Below are 16155 nucleotides of genomic sequence, written 5' to 3'. Positions count from 1 at the left end.
GGCTTACTTCTCCTTTTCCTGACCCAGCTTCTTCAGCTGTTCGGTGTTGTTCAACACGTCCGTTAGCAGGTCTTCGAGCTTCTCGTTGCCGGCCAGCTTGTTGCGCAGGTCGGCCAGCTTGGTGCGCGATTCGAGCAGCTTGCGCAGCGGTTCCACCTGATCGACCACAGCCTCGGGACGGAAGTCGTCGATCGACTTGAACTTGAGTTCGACGCCGAACTCGCCCCCGGCATCGCTGATCTTGTTCGGCACGCGGTAAACCGCGCGCGGCGCCATTGCCTCCATCACCTCGTCGAAGTTGTCGAGGTCGACGTTGACGAATTTGCGGTCCTTGACCTTGGCCAGGGGCTGTTCGGGATTGCCGCTGAAATCCCCAAGCACGCCTACCACGAACGGCAGTTCCTTCTGTTCGATCGCGTCACCCTTTTCCACGTCGTAGGTCAGTTGCACGCGCGGCGGCCGAATCTTCTGCAGACGTTTCTGGATGCTTTCCTTCTTAGCCATGAGTGTCTCCTGACGTTAAGGCTTTAGGGGAGTCCGGATGACCGGTCAGTTGCCGCCCAAGTTCTGGAACGGATCCGCCGACGCATTGGGCGTTTCCTTGGGCGGCGCGGCGTCTTTCGCAGCCGGCGGCGCGGCGCGGCGGGTGTTGCGGACGGGCTTGCGCTTCTTCGGCTCTTCAGGCTGAAGGATATCGTCGCCCATAGTCGCGCGCAGCGTGCTAGCCAGCGTCTCGGCCTCCTTGCGAGCTGTGCCCGAAGCCAGCGCACCGCGGTTCTGTAGACGCTGTAGCGACTGGTTGGCGATACGGAAGCCTGCGACAGTCAGCACGCCATCGGCGACAAGGTCGTCGGGATCGCGCTGTAGCACTTCCTGCGCCGCGACGATTGCGCGCGCGTAGTTGCCGCGGTCGAACTGTAGCTGCGCGATGCGCACCCACGGCTCCTTGCGGGTAGGGTCGGCACGACCGGCGTCTTCGAACGTTTTTAGAGACTGCTCGGCGCCGCCGCTGGTGACCTCGGCTTCGGCGCGCGACATCGTGGCGTCGAACGACGGCGGCGGAGCCTTCTTCGGCGCCGACGTGCAACCGATTAGGCTGGCTATCAAAACGAATCCGAACATCGGCCGGTAATTGGCCAGCCCCTTGACCACCGTCATCATGACTTCCTCTGGAAAACCGATCCTGAAGTTAAACTTGTAGCCGCCGAAGTGAAGACGGATGAGCCAAGCCCACCGTTGTTCCGCAAGTATACAGCCTGCAAACAGGCCTCGGTATAGGGTCGCTCCACGACTGCGTCAAGCCTGCCGGAGGCTGCCCCATGCTGAGATCTCTGCACGGCTGTCGGGCGCGCCGTCCAGGGACGAAGCCCCCATGAGTGGTTGAGTGCGGATCGTCCCCGTCTGCCAATTCAGAGCAAGCATGAATATGTCCGTTCGTCGTCTCGGTTTTCTGTTGGCCCTTTTTGCCGCCACCCTCGCCCTGTCTGGCTGCGCCAGCGGCGACATCGGCAACGCGATGGACAAGACGCTACAGGCAGTGGGCGTCAAGGAAGCCAAACCCGCGCCGCCACCGCTGATTTCGCTGCGGCTGTTCGCCGGTAGCAACCTGAATGCCGGTAACGACAAGCGCGCCACTGCAGCGGTGGTCAAGATTTATCACCTACGTAGCGCGCAGCGCTTCGAGCAGGCCCCGTTCACCGCGTTCCTCGACCAGGCTGGAGAGCAAGCGTCACTGGGCGCGGACCTGCTGTCGGTCAACGAGATCGTGCTGACGCCAAGCGCCCGCCAGGAACTAAACGAGCAGATGTCCGAAGGCGCCACCACGCTGGGCGTGGTGGCCTTGTTCCGCGCGCCGGCCGAGGGCCGCTGGCGCATGGCCTTCGATACGCGGCGCAAGGAATTGCCCACCCAGGGCATCACCATCGGCATTCACGCCTGCGCGCTGACCACCGACAGCCCGGCGCTGGTCACCCGCCTGGCGGGCGATCCCGGCAGCCTGGCGTCGGTGCGTTGCGCCGCCGCGCGCTAGCGCCCGCCTGCGGACGCGTGCTGTTGTAGTATCCCGCCCGTCTGCAAGGTATCTGCGGTATGGACGCGAGGCCACGCCTGTCGCGGCCGGCCGTCTCGGTGCTGACCGACCTCTTCAAATCCAAGGATAGATCCGTGTCTTATGTAAGCAGGATGTCGAAAGTATTTTGGGGCGAAGGGCTGTTTTTGCGGCCGCAACATTTCCAGCGCCAGGACACCTACCACGAAGCAAGGCTGCAGGATCTGGCGCAGACGCTGCATCCTTATGGCTGGGGAACGCGGCGGATCCGCTTCGATCTGCAGAGCATGGCCAGCGGCAGCTTGCGCGCGCTCGACCTGTCGGTGGTCTTTCCCGATGGCGAATCGTACGACGCGCCGGCGCACGACGCGCTGCCCGACGCGCTGTCGCTGAATGACCTGCCCGCCGGCATCCAGACCACCGCGGTGTACCTGGCGCTGCCGTTGCTGCGCGACGACGGCGGCAACTGCAGCGATGCGGAGGGTTCGCAACTAGCCCGCTACCAGCAGCTCAACCGGCCGACCAGCGACCTGTACACCGACGCGGCCGAATCGGAACTGGCGTACCTGAGCAAGGCGGTGAAGCTGCTCACCGACGACACTCCGCGCGATCCGTACGTGACCGTGCCGGTGGCGCGCGTGCGCCGTACCCCGACCGGCGGCTTCGAGCTGGACGAGGACTTCATCCCGTCATGCGCGCACATCGACGCCTCGCCGACGCTGTATCGCGAACTGCGCTGCCTGCTCGACTCGCTGCAGGCCAAGGTCGATGCGCTGTACGGGCTGCATCGGCAACCGTCGCAGCACATCATCGAATTCCGCTCCGGCGACATCGCCTCGTTCTGGCTGCTGCATACAGCCTGTTCCTCGTTCGGCGCGCTGTCGCACCTGTTCCATCATCCGCAACTGCACCCCGAGCGCCTGCACCAGGAACTGCTGCGCATGGCCGGCGCGTTGCTGACGTTCTCCAACGCCTACCAGCTCAACGACCTGCCCCGGTACAACCACGCCGCGCCGGAAGCCTGCTTCCAGCGCCTGTTCCAGATCGTGCGCGACCTGCTCGACACGGTGATCTCGGCGCGCTACTTCAAGATCGCGCTGAGCGAGGTCAAGCCGTCGTTCCACCTGGGCCGGATCGATTCGCAGCGGATCGACGAGAACGCCGCGTTCTACCTGAGCGTGTCGGCCGACATGCCCGGGCCGGAACTGGTGCAGACGGTGCCGGTACGGTTCAAGGTCGGTGCGCCAGACGACGTCGAGAAGTGCGTGCTGTCAGCCCTGCCGGGCGTGAAGCTGACCCACGCCGCGCAGGTGCCGGCGGCGATCCCGGTCCGTCCCGGCAGCTACTATTTCGCCCTGGAAGCGCGCGGGCCGCTGTACGAGCGCATGCTCAAGGCGCAGTCCATGATGCTCTATGTGCCGTCCGGCATTGATGCCCTCAAGATGGAACTTGTCGCGGTGACCTCATGATGAACCCGCTGCCCCCCACCCCCGGCCCGATGCCGTCGCTGACCGCGCAGGCGCCGCACGGCCTGGCCAGTGCGTATCCCTCCACGCCGCAGAGCCTGCTCGACCTGATGGCCGACGGCTTCTACCTGTTGCTGCTGCTCAAGCGCGCGCAGATGCCCGGCGACACCGAATCCTTCGTGCAGTCGGTGCAAACATTCCTTGATGGCGTGGAACGCAGCGCGGTCAAGCTCGGCATCGCGTCCGAGGACATATACGCGGCCAAATACGCGTTCTGCGCGGCGGTGGACGAAGCGATCCTGTCACAGCCCTCGGCCCTGCACGCAACCTGGGAACGCAATCCGCTACAGCTGCGCCTGTTCGGCGAACACCTGGCCGGCGAGCATTTCTTCGATCGCCTGGAAGAACTGCGCCGCCAGGGCGCCGTGCGCCTGCCCTCGCTGGAGATCTACCACTATTGCCTGCTGCTTGGCTTCGAAGGCAAGTATCGGCTGGAAGGGCCGGAGAAGCTCGGCTACCTGACTGCGCGGCTGGGCGACGAGATCATCTATTTCAAGGGCAAGCGCACCGGTTTCGCACCGCATTGGCCGCCGCCGGACACCGTGCGCCATGCACTGCACGGCGTGGTGCCGCTGTGGCTGCCGGCCGCACTAGTGGCCGGCTTTGGCCTGCTCGGCTTCTTCGGTCTGCGCCTGTACCTGGACCACCAGACCGAGCAGCGCATGGCCGCCTACAACCAAGTGGTGCAGATGCCGCACCGCACCGCGCACATTACGATCACCCTGCCGTGAGTACGTCGCTATGGATATGCCGACGCTGGCCGTCGCCTTCGCTAGTCTGGCGCAGCCGTCCCAACATGCCCGCCTGATCCAACTGCGCGCCCCGGTCGAGGGGCTGGTGGTGGAACGCTTCCACGGGCAGGAGGCGGTGTGCGGCGCCACCGTGCTGCAGATCGCGTGCCTGGCCACCTCGGCGTTTCTCGATGCCGAAGCGCTGCTGGAGCAGCCGCTGGACCTGCAGCTGCGCCAGGCCAACGGCACGCAACGCCACTGGCAGGGCCTGTGCACCGAAGTGGCGCAACTGGGCGGCGACGGCGGCCTGGCCCGCTACCGGCTGACCCTGGCGCCGTGGACGGCGCTGCTGCAGCTGCGGCGCAACGCGCTGGTGTTCCAGGACCTGGACGCGCGCGCGATCTGCGAACGGATCTTCGCCGACTACCCGCAGGCGGCGTTCCGCTTCGACGTGCAAGCCGCGTTGCCCGCGCATCCGATCACCACCCAATACCGCGAGACCGACTGGGCCTTCGTCACCCGCCTGCTGGCCGAGGCCGGCCTGGCCTGGCGCTACGCGCACGCGCAGGACGAGGACGGCGAGGCGACCGCGGCCACGCTGGTGATCTTCGACCCGCAGGCGCAGGTGCCGGACAGCGGCATGATCCGCTTCCATCGCAGCGACGCGGCCGAGGCCGACGACGCGATCGGCGCCTTCGGCGAGCGCCGCGGCGTGGTGCCCACCGCCAGCACGGTGGCCAGCTGGCACAGCGAGCAGCTGCGCGCGGTCGCGGCGCAGGCCCAAGCCGAGTCCGAGACCGGCGCGCTGCCGCCGCTGGAGGTCTACGTGCAGCCGCGCGCCGGGCGTTTCGCCCAGCAGGCGACCGCGCAGGATCAGGCGCAGGCGCGGCTGGACGCGCTGCACGCTGGTGCCGGCAGCGCCCGCGTGCTGGCGGCCGGGGCGGCGTTCACCTTGCGCCAGCACGCCCAGCACGACGGCCAGCGTTTCGTTCCGGTGGCGATCGAGCATGTGGCGGTGAACAACCTGGGCCAGGGCATCGTCGCCCTGCTCGATACGCCGGACCTGGAGCACGGCAGCTACCGCAACCGCTTCCTGGCAGTGCCGGCGGCCACGCCGCTGCGCGCGCTGCCGCAGGACCGCCCGCGCATGCCCGGGCCGCAGAGCGCGCGCGTGGTCGGCGTGGCCGATGCGGCGCTGAGCCCAAGCCGCGACCACCAGGTGCGGATCCAGTTCCCGTGGCAACGCGGCGACCAGCCCACTCCCGGCGGGTTGACCGACAGCGCCAGCACCGCGCCGGGCCACGCGCCGGGCGACCAGCGCGCCGGCACCTGGGTGCCGGTGGCCGAGTGGGTGGCCGGCCCGAACTGGGGCAGCCACTTCCTGCCGCGCATCGGCAGCGAAGTGCTGGTGGAGTTCCTGCACGGGGACATCGACCAGCCGCGCATTACCGGCCAGCTGTACAACGGCGAGGTCGCCCCACCCTTCGGCGGCGGCCTGGACGAGAGCGCCAGCCACCCCGGCACGCTCAGCGGCCTGCACACCCAGTCCCACGATGGCAGCGGCACCCAGCAATGGCTGCTGGACGACACCCCCGGCCAGCTGCGCACGCGCCTGCACACCTCGCTGGCCGACACCCGGCTTGAACTGGGCTACCTGGTCCAGCACAGCGACACCGCCCGCGGCGCGCTGCGCGGCCAGGGCTTCGAACTGGCCTCGCAGGGCTGGGGCAACGTGCATGCCGCGCAAGGCCTGCTGCTGTCCAGCAGCGCCCGCTGCCAGGGCGCCTCGACCGCATTGGACGTGGCCGAGGCGGTGGCCCAGTTGCACGGCGCCGAACGCACCGCCCAGGCGCTGCACGACACCCTGACCCAGCAACAGGTGCCCGGCCTGGACGCCAGCGCCAGCGTGACCCGGCTGCGCGAGGCGATCGACCCGCAGGCCCAGGGCAAGTACGCCGCTGCGGTCGGCGGCCAGCCGGCGACCAAGCCGGCCGACGGCGGCCGCGACGGCCAGGCGCCGGTGGAACGATTCGCCGAGGCGCGCCTGCTCGGCGAGTCGCCGGACCACATCGCCTGGACCACCCCGGCCAGCGCGGTGGCCTATGCCGGGCAGGCCCTGCAGTTGACCGTGCAGCACGATGCGCAGCTGAGCGCCGGGCAGACCCTGTCGGCGGTATCCGGCCAGCACACCGCGCTGTTCGCGCAACGCGGGCCGATCACACTCATCGCCGCCGCCGGCCCGGTGAGCCTGCAGGCGCACACCGGCGCGCTGGAACTGCTGGCCGACCAGGCGCTGACCGTCACCGCCACCGACACCCGCATCGACGTGCTGGCGCAGCACAAGATCGTCCTGCAGGCCGGACAGACCCGCCTCACCCTGGAAGGCGACGACATCACCTTCGCCTGCCCGGGGCAGTTCACGGTCAAGGCCAGTCGGCATCCGTTCTTGGGTGGGGAGATGAAGACCGTCGCCATCCCGCCGCTGCCGGAAGAACGCCTTCCCCTGCAAACGTTGTCGCTTGATCATCGCTACCACGACGATCAGGGCCTGGCCGGTGCCGACTACGTGGTCATCCTGGCCGATGGCAGCAAACGGCAGGGCACGCTCGACGCGCAGGGACGCGCCGAGGTGGCGAATGTCCCCGGCGGCTCGGCCGAGGTGGTGTTCTCGCCGATGCCAGGCCTGTTCGGCCGCAAGGACATGACGCCCACGCCCGATCACGCGGCCAATCCTGCCGATGCAAGGCTGGACGGAGTGGTGGACAAGTATCTGGCCGCCGCCACCGCCGATTCCGGTAAAGGAGTGCAATGATGGGGGCTATACCTGCGGCATCTCCCCCCGGCGGACTCAGTTGGAGCCAGTTCCAGGCGATGGCGGCCGATGTCGGCAGCTGGACCTGGGGCACGGTGCAAGGCGCCTTCAACGAGAAGGCCTCGCTGTCGCAGATCCTGGTGGATGCGGTGATCGGCATGATCCCGCTGGTAGGTGACGTCACCGCTGCGCGCGACATCATCGCCGTGGTCATCCGCCTGATCGATGACCCTGAGGCGCGCGAACGGGTCTGGGAATGGGTGTTGCTCGTGGTGCTGGTGCTGGCCTTGGTGCCGGTGATCGGTGGCGTCATCAAGGGCGTGGGCCGCATCCTGTGCAAGGTGTTCAAGGCGGCCGCTGAACTGCGCGGCGCCGCGCGTGCCGCGCACCTGTTGCAAGGCGCCAAGGACATCATCGCCTTCCTCAACCGCATCGGCACGCGCAACGCCGAGGCGTGGCTGCTGCGGCTGAAGTTCGCCGACTATCAAGCGCAGATCATGGAGCGGTTCGCCGCGCTCACCAATACCCTCGCCTCGGTGCTGCGCAAGGCCAAGGCCCGGATGGGGGCGCTGATGCCGGAGATGTTGGCACAGCGGATCGATGGACTGATCGGCGGTCTGGGCACCTTGCGCACGACCGCCGAGCAGATGATCCCCAAGGCGATCAAGGAACTGGACCAGAACCTGCGCGAACTGCAGGCCTACGTGCGCAGCGGCGGCGAGACGACCAGCCGGGTGGCGCTGCACCGGGTGGCTACCGGCGAGCGCGTCATCACCCGCGCCGACGAGGCGCGCCTGGTAGAAGATGGCGTGCTGCCGGTACGTTCGAGCCGGGGCGGGTTCAAGCAGAATCCCGCGCTGGTGAATCGACCAAAGAAATGGGAGCACTTGTACAAGCACGAAGATGGTTATCCGAATTTGGCCGACCCTGCTCGGGCTGAGCGTGATTCCCATCAGGCCTTACAAGCGTATTCTGGCAAGATGATCAATAGACAGTTGCGCGATGGCGAACATTTCTTTCGTGCCTTTGGTGAAGAGGGAGTCACGCACGACCTAAAAATACGCGAGTCTTTTGCAGGAGGGGCTTGGTGGGGCATTGGCGAGGCGCCAAAAAGCGCCCAGGAATGGCGCCCGCCCACCGCAGTGCTGGACGAATTCAATCGCAATGGATTTATCGTCACCGGCCAGGTGGTCGGAGAGAATGGCCCCAAGGCAGTAGTCGGCACTGTCGCTGAGCAAGCTGGTAAAAAGCTTCCGGGGCAATACCTGCCTGGTGGTGCGACCCAGGCATTCTTCCTATTGGATAAGACCGTTTCAGATCAACTAACAGCTTTAGGGAAGGTCTGAATAACGCGGCCTGAGAGCGCGGAATGTCGCGTCGTTGCGGAGAGTCGCGTTTGGATCTTCGGAGTTTGGCCATTTCTGGCGCTTTCCGTGGGAAATCCCCGGGTTACAGGCGCACGCTCCCCATAGCAGGCAGTAACTGCTTTCGCTTCATCCACAGGTTTGACAGCGCAAACAACGTCAGCACCTGCGTGGTGTTCTTGGCCAGGCCGCGATAGCGGACCTTGGTGTAACCGAACTGGCGCTTGATCACCCGGAATGGATGCTCCACCTTCGCGCGCACGCTGGCCTTGAAGTGTTCCCAACGCTGTTCCCGAGCACGCTCGCGGTTGTTGCCGATGGCTTGCGTCGTCGAGGGCCTGGCGGCGATGAAGAATGCTGCCTTGCAGGTCTGCAGTTCGTCGCGTTTGTCCGCGCCGGTGTAGCCGCTGTCGCCGAACACGCTGTCTTCTTTGCCATGCAGCAACGTGTGCGTCACCGTGACGTCGGCGACATTAGCCGCTGTGCAATGGACGTGGTGCACCAACCCGGAAAACTCATCCACGCCGATGTGCGCCTTCATCCCGAAATACCACTGATTGCCCTTCCTGGTCTGATGCATTTCAGGGTCGCGCGCGTGATCGGCGTTCTTGGTCGAACTGGGTGCAGCGATCAGCGTCGCATCGACGATCGTGCCCGACCGCAGGCTCTGGCCCTTGCGCGCCAGATGCGCGTTGACCGCTTCCAGCATGCGCGCGGCAAGGCCATGGGTCTCCAGCAGGCGCCGAAAGTTGAGAATCGTGGTCTCGTCGGGAACGTTGTCCAAGCCACCGAGCCGGGCAAACCTTCGCAAGATCGGGATCTCGTGCAACGCTTCTTCCATCGCCGGATCGCTCAACGCATACCACTGCTGCAGCAAATGAATCCGCAACATCGTCGCCAGTGCGTATGGCTGTCGACCAGGGCGCCCCGACACCGGATAGTGCGGTTCGATCAGACCGAGCAAGTGCTGCCACGGAACGACCTGCTCCATCTCGGCCAGGAAGATCTCCCGGCGGGTCTGCTTGCGCTTGCCCAGGCCTTCAGCGTCGCCGAACGTCAGTTGCATGGATTACTCCTCAACATGAGGCGGGTAGTGTCGCGTATCTATGGTGCGTTGTTCAGAGGTTCCTTAGGTAAACGCGTGATTTCCGAAAACAGGCCCTTAGCGTGGGTCGATCCGGTCAGTGGCATGCGCTTCGAGATAAAGCCGACCGGTTGGGAGGATGTCAATGGCATCATTGGTTACTTCCATACGCCTGGCCCGACCAGCGTCACAACCGTCCGCCTTGCCGAGCGCGAGCAAGCGACCAAGGAGCATCGTCAAGTGGTGGTATCGCCGTGAGCAGTAATTTTCCCGACGGGCTGATGTTGCCCAATGATCTTGAACGGCGTCAGATGTTCTACCAGCTGAAGAAGGAATCTTCGTTCACTGCGTGGAACCGTATGTTCGAGTTGTATCAGGCATGGGCGGATGTGACCGAGCGGAGCGTGCGGGAGGCCGATGCGAAAGGGTGGCTGGAGAAAAGCGGCATAAGCGAGTCGGATTATGTGTTAATTTTGAAGGGGCTCGCCCATTATGAAGAAGGCGTGCGCAGGCTGCGCAAGGGCGACAAGCGCGTCTTCAAGTTCGATGCCAATGGCGAGTTCGTCATGGGGCATCGAATCGTCAGTCATTTCACTCAACTTATTTGGCGAATTGAGATTGGCGAAAATGGTATAAACAAGGACTTGACGCCGCTATGGGATGAGTTTTCTGAATGCCTTGAAAAGATGCGTCATCTCGGAAATGAAATATGGGCAGACATCATCGAAGGTCGTTACTTCGAAGATCCAGCCCATAACATTTATGGAGAATGGTTCCAGAAAAATGTTTCCAGGATGCATTTTCCTCCGGTCATTCCGGACGTACCTGACCCCGTTGAGAACACGCTGGTTGCCACTGGCAGTCGTATTCCCTGCTCAGGCATCTGGGAGCCGGTGGATGCGCCGAAACCAAAGAAATTCAGCCTGTTTTCCAAGCCAGATGTGCCAAGCGGTTTCCTGCCGTACATCGCGGCAATGAACTACTTGCATGGCGGCTCCGCCGCACCAAAAGCCAGCCAGGAGATCGAAGATGACGTCTTGAATATCGATGTCGTCTGGCGCCTGATCTGGCGCGACGACCGCTACGAGGACGGCACCATTCCGGAAGAAGAGGCCGGCTATGTGTTCATGCAGCCCAATGACCCAGCGGCCATCGTTGCTGCAAGCGATCAACCGCAGCGCAGGCAGGTATCGGCCATGAGCGGTCAACGCGCATCCCAGGCCGGCCGTTGGCTGGTCATGGACGATCTCAACGCGGCCGCGCAGTTCAACGCGGGCGACGAGCTTCCGTTGCACGAAGGCCGCAAGGTGCAATGGGTGCTGGCCGATCAATAACGCGCTAAATGCATGCGGCGCTAGCCCCGCCCTCCTGCTAGCCGATGCCGGCCTGGCCTGGTGCTTCGAGCAAGCCGCCGGAGAAGGCGATGCGGTGCATACGGTGGCGGCGATCCCGGTGCGTCCGGGCAGCTGTACGAGCGCATGCTCAAGGCGCAGTCCATGATGCTCTACGTGCCGGCCGGCATTCATGACCTGAAGATGGAACTTGTCGCGGTGACCTCATGATGCATTCGTTGCCACCCACCCCGGTCCGATGCCGTCGCTGACGTCGCAGGGCACGCACGGCCTGGCGAGCGCGCCGCAGTCCCAGCCGCAGAGCCTGCTTGACTTGATGGCCGACGGCTTCTATCTGTTGCTGCTGTTCAAACGCGGGCAGATGCCCGGCGACACGGAATCCTTCGTGCAGTCGGTGCAGAAATTCCTTGATGCAGTGGAGCGCGGCGCGGTCAAGATCGGCATCTCCTCCGAGGGCATCTACACGGCCAAATAGAGGGTCGGCAGGGATTCGTGTAAAAAAAACAGCTAAAAGTTAGCTAACTCGTTGTCAGCACAGAAATTTTTCAAGAATCCCTGCCGACCCTCATGATCCCTTCCCCGCCCAAGAAGGCCCAGCAGCTGCGATCAGCTGAAACGTCTGTGGCGGATCTGCTTGCGTTCTTCTTCAGTCAAGTCATCGATGTGGATGTAGTGGACTCCTTGTCCGCGGGGAGCGCTGAGAAGCTGCGACTCGATCTCGCCCTGGCCGTCGTCGGGCAACGAGATCAGGCCAACAATCGTTCCGTGCGGGGCGACCCGCCATAGCGCTACACGTTGGAAGATGCGCTCTTCACCGGTATCGGTCGAGGGATAGGCGGCGTACCAACCATCTGCAGGCAGGTAGCGAAAAGAACCGTAGTCATTCATAACGTCTCTGGCTCAATGCGGGATGACGCCATGATCGTAGATATGCGCGGAAATACGGGCGGTACGAGCGCTTCTGATTTCGCGCTGCGATTACGCCCCTCGCAACTAAGGCTTCTCTGCTGCGTGGAGCGTTTCGTGTGCCGCACGCATTGGGCCATAATTGTTCGCTTGACCGAGGGTGTAATGGTCGGATGGGTAATACGCCGGAACCGCATCGAGCGCGGCGATATCGCATCTCCTGTCCGGGTGGATCGGCGCACGGCCTCGCGCCGACCGTCTATTACTCACCCGCCCTGTTTTCCTGCCGACTCGGGTAGCGGGGTGTAGGGGCGGAGTATCTACGGATAACACATCACAACCAAGTGAAGTTGCCCATGTCATCCAGTCGCCTGGACCTGCCAGAACGATACCGTTTGCAAGCGTTATATGAAACCGGCATGTCGATGCGGGCCATCGCCAGTGTGTTGGAACGCACCCAGCACGATCAGCCGCGAACTGCGCCGCAACCAGCTCGCTCGGCAGTATCTGCCTGATCACGCGCAGCGCATCAGCGAGCATCGGCGCACGCAGGCAAGCCAGCGTCCACGCATCGACGCTGAGCGCATTGCCCAGATCAAGGTCCTGCTGAGCGAGGATTTCAGTCCATAACAGATTTCCGGTCGCACCGGCTTGGCCAGTCACGAATGGATCTATCGGCACATCTATGCCGACCAGAAGCGTGGTGGAGCAGCGAAGCCGCATCGGCGACTGGGAGCTGGATACCATCCGGGCCTCACACGGAAAGGCCGTGGTGGTCAGCATGACCGAACGCCGCAGTCGCCTGTATCTGCTTGGCCTACTCGCCTGACGGCACCGCCTAGAACGTGCGCAACGCCATCGTTCAGCGGCTGGGTAGACTACGCTATACAGTGCACACCCTCACCGCCGACAATGGCAAGGAGTTCGCTGATCATCGCCTCATTGCTGCCTGCTTGCAGAGCGATTTCTATTTTGCAGATCCGTACTGCGCATAGCAGCGAGGAAGCAACCAAAATGCCAACGGGTTGACCCGACAGTACTTGCCACGACAGACCGATGCTCCGTCTCGCAGAGTCAGCTCATCGCCGCCATCGTGCTGCTCGATCTTCCAAGTGTCGACATCACCGTGCAATGCCTTTATCGGATTCTCGATCGTCTGGGAGAAAGGCATGACGGGAGCACCCACGCCTAATCAGTAGGCAGGTGAGGTGCAATTTTCCGTCGCAACGACCTCATAGATAATTGGCTGTTTCTTTTCCCGGCTTCGATGCATGATCGATTTCCCACACTTGGTCCGCCTGCGCCTGTTCGCAAGCGCACTCAATAAAGCGTGGGCCCGCTCGGCTGGATGATCTTCTTCAAGCCGTCTTGCAGCGCTTCGCGGGCCGCTCTGCCCGCCGCATCGATGGCGTTGTCCACCGCCTGGCCGGCCGCGCGCTGCGCGCGCTCCTTGGCGGCGGCGGCCGCCTGCCGTGCGGATTCGACCGCATCGTCGATGCCGTCCTTGGCCGCGTCGCCGAGGCGTTCGCCCTGGTACACGGCTTCGTCCACGAGCTGGAGCCTTTCGTGGTCGCGGTCGAACACGCGGCGGTAGTGTCCGGGGCCATTGGCCTCGCGCCGGGTCGCGGTGCCCAGCACATTGCGGACGATCCATCCATCGAAACCGGCACTGGCGCGCAGGTCCGCCGCTTCCTTGTCGGTCATCAGCGGAATGGTGGCGGGATTGCCGTCGTCGCTGGCTTTGGGGTTCTGCGCCAGCACGCGCTGCTCGAAGTGGCTGAGCGCGTAGCGTTCGGCCTGCTGGCGCGCCTGCACCGCACCTTCGAACATGCCGTGTTCGGCGGCGGCATCGGCCGCCTTGAGCAGCGCGGCATGCTGTGCGTTCTTCTTGCGTATCTCGTTGGCGAAGGCGTTCTTGTCCGCCTGCGAGACCGGGCCGAGCAGCCAGAAACCGGCATGCGAGTCGTGCACGAAGTCGTCGAAGAAGCGATCCACCTCGCCCGGAATCGGTGTGGTGTCGTCCACCGCCGCCAGCAGATCGCGCTGCGTCCTGCTGGGGTCGGGCGGCACCTGCACCGTATGCGACATGCCTTGCGAGTAGAAGGTGTAGCTCGATGGCTGGCTCGCCGTGCGCGCATGCGCGATATCGGCCTGCCAGTCCAGATTGCCTTCTTCCAGATCGGTGCGGTCCTGCGCCGTGGCGTGCTGGTAGCTCGCCATCGCACGGAACTGCGCTGTGTCCCGCTTGGACGCGCGCCAGCGCCAGTAGCGCTGCATCTGCTGCTCCATGCGGTTCTCCATCACCCCGCGCTTGGTGCCGGACAGGTTCTCGCCCGTTTCGTTGGCAGGCGTCCAGTCGAGATAGGCGGAGAAAGCGGTTTCGAGGGAGGGATCGATTTTGAAGTCGTTGCGGATTTCTTTCTGCAACAGCTCCAATGGACGAAGCTTGACACCGCGATTGCTGGCATCGAAGTACATGTCGTTGAGCGGTATCTGCGACATCAGGCTGGATCGCCCGCCGCGCGCCTTGCCCTGGTCGCCCGGCGAGTAGCCACCGCCGATATCCGAGTGCGCACCGGGATACACGTATTCCTTGGCGTGCGCCGGCCAGCTGCCGCCAGCGCGCGCGGTGGACAGCGGGAACGAGCGCCGGATTTCATGCCCGGCCACGTAGTGGACGGCGCCCTCGACCTCGGGGATGCGCATGGTCTTGTTGGCCCAGTCGAACAGGCCACTGCCGACCGGCGACGAATCCGCCAGCAGCACCGAGGCCACCGTGTCGTAGATGCCGAGGAAGCGCAGGTTGACCTCCGCCAGCCCCACCTTGCCGCGGGTCGCCAGCGCCAGCCAGTTGCAGAAGGTCCGCGCCTCGGCCGCACCGCGCGAGAAGCCGAACACCGACAGATGCAGCTTGGTAATCGTCGGCCGCTTGTCGGCCACCTGCTTGAGCAGGCGCTGATCCAGGTCGCGGAAGATCGATTCCATCTTGCCATCGCCGAGCCGGTACCAGGTGCGCAGGCCGGAGAACACCCCGGTGACCAGGTCCTTGGTTTCGGCCTCGTCCAGCAAGTCGAAGCCGTTGACCGAGGTATTGACCGCGTTATAAAGCCGGGTCAAGGCCCAATGGATACGATCCTCGCCGCCACGGGCCATGCTCTTGCCGGTGGCGTCCTCGGCGAGCTCGCCGATTTCCTTGAACTTGGTCCCGACGCCAGGAACGTAATAACGGAAATGCTCGACCCTGTCTTCCTTGTGCGCGTCGTAGAGACTGACGATATTGGAGTGCCCCTGCAATGGGCGATCGCGCTCCATATTGTTGTTGGTGCCATCGAAGAAGATCGCCACATGGATCTCGCGCGTACAGCTGAGGCCGTCCACCGACGAGAGACAGGCCTTGCTGGCGCGCTGGCTCAGTTCGCGCGCGCTGGGCTTGCGCTGGCTGCGCGAGAACTTGCCCGGCAACTCGGTCTTGCCGTCGGCCGCCGCACCGTACTTATCGTTGTCCCAATGGTCGCCAGGCTTGGCGGTGGGCAACCATTCGTAGGCGGACGACCACGTCTTGGACAGATAGGGCTGCTGCGGCGTGGAACGGAAAAGCAGGATCTGGTCGCCATTGGGCAATACGCGCGCGGTCAGCGTCACCCGCTGCCGCGTTTCGAAATACCAGCTATCCACCGCACCATCCTGCAGACGCTTGACCGCATACCATCCAGGTTTGAAGTCGCTCATGGCTGCTGCTCCGCATCGGTGTGTTCGGATTTTGCGTCCGGCAATGTCGGTGGCGGCGGTAGCGGCGGCCAACCTTCGGGTTTGACTGGTGCATCGGGGCCTTTGTAGCCTTTCGATCCGGCCGCGCCGTTCCAGATCAGTAGCCGCACATTCCCTTCCGGCAGAAAATGGACATTGAGCGTCGTCCCGGGTTTCTCATAGCGCTCGATGGGGACGACCTTCTCATGCCAAGTTTCTGTGAGGTCGTTGCCGCCGGGAATGCCACTGGATGTCGTCCAACGAACCTTGGCGGTGAGCCCCGGGTGCCACTGACGCGGATAGGTGATGCAACAAGTGAACTTTCCCCCACCACCGTAAGGACGGGAATTTCCACCCCATTGACCATCGATATAGAACTCGTGGATATAGTCCTCGGTATGATTGTAGGCGCTGATGCTCGCTTCAGCAGTTTTGGACGGCTCGGCTTTGCAGGCGGCCAACAGTGAGAGCAGCATCAGCGCGACCAGCATGCGGGCAACGGCACGCCTGCTTCTACTACGGGTTTGGTCATCATCATGGTGTCGCATCGTGTCCTCGTAATTGCTGTGGCGAAGCAGCGGCAGCG

Annotated in this window: 14 protein-coding genes and 1 pseudogene; 9 read left to right on the top strand and 6 right to left on the bottom strand. The window is 64.0% G+C overall.

The window, feature by feature from the left end:
* Positions 1 to 3 precede the first annotated feature (3 nt).
* Positions 4 to 504 carry a type VI secretion system contractile sheath small subunit gene (gene tssB, locus ABRP31_RS06655; RefSeq protein ID WP_029996233.1) on the bottom strand — a complete coding sequence of 167 codons (501 nt, stop codon included), beginning with the start codon at positions 502 to 504 and terminating at the stop codon, positions 4 to 6.
* 45 nt (positions 505 to 549) lie between these two features.
* On the bottom strand, positions 550 to 1161 hold the full coding sequence (locus tag ABRP31_RS06650; protein WP_029996234.1) for a M48 family metallopeptidase: 612 nt from the start codon (positions 1159 to 1161) through the stop codon (positions 550 to 552).
* Between the two features lie 259 nt (positions 1162 to 1420).
* Here ABRP31_RS06650 and tssJ point away from each other — a divergent pair, with 259 nt between their 5' ends.
* From tssJ to ABRP31_RS06625, 5 genes are all read left to right on the top strand, one after another.
* Positions 1421 to 2029 (top strand): type VI secretion system lipoprotein TssJ, encoded by a 609-nt coding sequence (gene tssJ, locus ABRP31_RS06645; RefSeq protein WP_029996235.1) that lies wholly within the window; start codon positions 1421 to 1423, stop codon positions 2027 to 2029.
* 152 nt (positions 2030 to 2181) lie between these two features.
* Positions 2182 to 3516 carry a type VI secretion system baseplate subunit TssK gene (gene tssK / locus ABRP31_RS06640; RefSeq protein ID WP_029996236.1) on the top strand — a complete coding sequence of 445 codons (1335 nt, stop codon included), beginning with the start codon at positions 2182 to 2184 and terminating at the stop codon, positions 3514 to 3516.
* Positions 3513 to 4304 (top strand): type IVB secretion system protein IcmH/DotU, encoded by a 792-nt coding sequence (gene icmH / locus ABRP31_RS06635; protein WP_029996237.1) that lies wholly within the window; start codon positions 3513 to 3515, stop codon positions 4302 to 4304. The genes tssK and icmH overlap by 4 nt, the downstream gene beginning before the upstream one ends.
* 10 nt (positions 4305 to 4314) lie before the next feature.
* On the top strand, positions 4315 to 7116 hold the full coding sequence (locus ABRP31_RS06630; protein ID WP_349973432.1) for a type VI secretion system Vgr family protein: 2802 nt from the start codon (positions 4315 to 4317) through the stop codon (positions 7114 to 7116).
* Entirely contained in the window at positions 7113 to 8462 is a 1350-nt protein-coding gene (locus ABRP31_RS06625; protein WP_233403122.1) for a hypothetical protein, read from the top strand. Before ABRP31_RS06630 ends, ABRP31_RS06625 begins: the two co-directional genes overlap by 4 nt.
* A 103-nt stretch (positions 8463 to 8565) precedes the next feature.
* On the opposite strand, the gene ABRP31_RS06620 is transcribed toward ABRP31_RS06625, so the two are convergent.
* Entirely contained in the window at positions 8566 to 9546 is a 981-nt protein-coding gene (locus tag ABRP31_RS06620) for an IS5 family transposase (RefSeq protein WP_108350188.1), read from the bottom strand.
* Positions 9547 to 9573: 27 nt separating this feature from the next.
* Between ABRP31_RS06620 and ABRP31_RS06615 the strand changes: the two genes are divergently transcribed.
* The 3 genes from ABRP31_RS06615 to ABRP31_RS06605 all read left to right on the top strand — a co-directional run bounded on the left by ABRP31_RS06615 (position 9574) and on the right by ABRP31_RS06605 (position 11391).
* The gene (locus ABRP31_RS06615) at positions 9574 to 9822 is read left to right on the top strand and encodes a hypothetical protein (protein WP_233403107.1); all 249 of its coding nucleotides are present in this window, start codon (positions 9574 to 9576) and stop codon (positions 9820 to 9822) included.
* On the top strand, positions 9819 to 10898 hold the full coding sequence (locus ABRP31_RS06610) for an Imm71 family immunity protein (RefSeq protein ID WP_029996241.1): 1080 nt from the start codon (positions 9819 to 9821) through the stop codon (positions 10896 to 10898). The genes ABRP31_RS06615 and ABRP31_RS06610 overlap by 4 nt, the downstream gene beginning before the upstream one ends.
* A gap of 256 nt (positions 10899 to 11154) precedes the next feature.
* Positions 11155 to 11391 (top strand): DotU family type IV/VI secretion system protein, encoded by a 237-nt coding sequence (locus ABRP31_RS06605; protein ID WP_029996242.1) that lies wholly within the window; start codon positions 11155 to 11157, stop codon positions 11389 to 11391.
* A gap of 131 nt (positions 11392 to 11522) precedes the next feature.
* On the opposite strand, the gene ABRP31_RS06600 is transcribed toward ABRP31_RS06605, so the two are convergent.
* A complete protein-coding gene (locus ABRP31_RS06600; protein WP_002801620.1) occupies positions 11523 to 11804 on the bottom strand; it encodes a hypothetical protein in 282 nt (93 codons plus the stop codon).
* Between the two features lie 374 nt (positions 11805 to 12178).
* Between ABRP31_RS06600 and ABRP31_RS06595 the strand changes: the two are divergent.
* Positions 12179 to 12880: pseudogene (locus tag ABRP31_RS06595) on the top strand (IS30 family transposase); the annotation flags it as partial.
* Positions 12881 to 13142: 262 nt separating this feature from the next.
* Here the strand turns inward: ABRP31_RS06595 and ABRP31_RS06590 are convergent.
* Together ABRP31_RS06590 and ABRP31_RS06585 are read right to left on the bottom strand one after the other, a co-directional pair.
* Positions 13143 to 15551, bottom strand: coding sequence for a DUF2235 domain-containing protein (locus ABRP31_RS06590; protein WP_104551781.1), 2409 nt, complete (start codon positions 15549 to 15551; stop codon positions 13143 to 13145).
* Positions 15548 to 16060, bottom strand: a complete 513-nt coding sequence (locus tag ABRP31_RS06585) for a DUF3304 domain-containing protein (protein WP_231672098.1) — start codon at positions 16058 to 16060, stop codon at positions 15548 to 15550. Before ABRP31_RS06585 ends, ABRP31_RS06590 begins: the two co-directional genes overlap by 4 nt.
* Positions 16061 to 16155 lie beyond the last annotated feature (95 nt).

This window comes from Pseudomonas caspiana (assembly GCF_040224095.2).
GTDB classification, from domain to species: domain Bacteria; phylum Pseudomonadota; class Gammaproteobacteria; order Pseudomonadales; family Pseudomonadaceae; genus Aquipseudomonas; species Aquipseudomonas caspiana.
This window is presented reverse-complemented; position numbering and strand designations above follow the sequence as displayed.

Excerpts from the sequence above, each read along its gene's own strand:
- ABRP31_RS06600 (WP_002801620.1), bottom strand. The coding sequence starts at position 11,804 with ATGAATGACTACGGTTCTTTTCGCTACCTGCCTGCAGATGGTTGGTAC.
- tssJ (WP_029996235.1), top strand. The coding sequence starts at position 1,421 with ATGAATATGTCCGTTCGTCGTCTCGGTTTTCTGTTGGCCCTTTTTGCC.
- ABRP31_RS06585 (WP_231672098.1), bottom strand. The coding sequence starts at position 16,060 with ATGCTGGTCGCGCTGATGCTGCTCTCACTGTTGGCCGCCTGCAAAGCC.
- ABRP31_RS06605 (WP_029996242.1), top strand. The coding sequence starts at position 11,155 with ATGCCGTCGCTGACGTCGCAGGGCACGCACGGCCTGGCGAGCGCGCCG.
- ABRP31_RS06625 (WP_233403122.1), top strand. The coding sequence starts at position 7,113 with ATGATGGGGGCTATACCTGCGGCATCTCCCCCCGGCGGACTCAGTTGG.
- ABRP31_RS06590 (WP_104551781.1), bottom strand. The coding sequence starts at position 15,551 with ATGAGCGACTTCAAACCTGGATGGTATGCGGTCAAGCGTCTGCAGGAT.
- ABRP31_RS06650 (WP_029996234.1), bottom strand. The coding sequence starts at position 1,161 with ATGATGACGGTGGTCAAGGGGCTGGCCAATTACCGGCCGATGTTCGGA.
- tssK (WP_029996236.1), top strand. The coding sequence starts at position 2,182 with ATGTCGAAAGTATTTTGGGGCGAAGGGCTGTTTTTGCGGCCGCAACAT.
- icmH (WP_029996237.1), top strand. The coding sequence starts at position 3,513 with ATGATGAACCCGCTGCCCCCCACCCCCGGCCCGATGCCGTCGCTGACC.
- tssB (WP_029996233.1), bottom strand. The coding sequence starts at position 504 with ATGGCTAAGAAGGAAAGCATCCAGAAACGTCTGCAGAAGATTCGGCCG.
- ABRP31_RS06620 (WP_108350188.1), bottom strand. The coding sequence starts at position 9,546 with ATGCAACTGACGTTCGGCGACGCTGAAGGCCTGGGCAAGCGCAAGCAG.
- ABRP31_RS06630 (WP_349973432.1), top strand. The coding sequence starts at position 4,315 with ATGGATATGCCGACGCTGGCCGTCGCCTTCGCTAGTCTGGCGCAGCCG.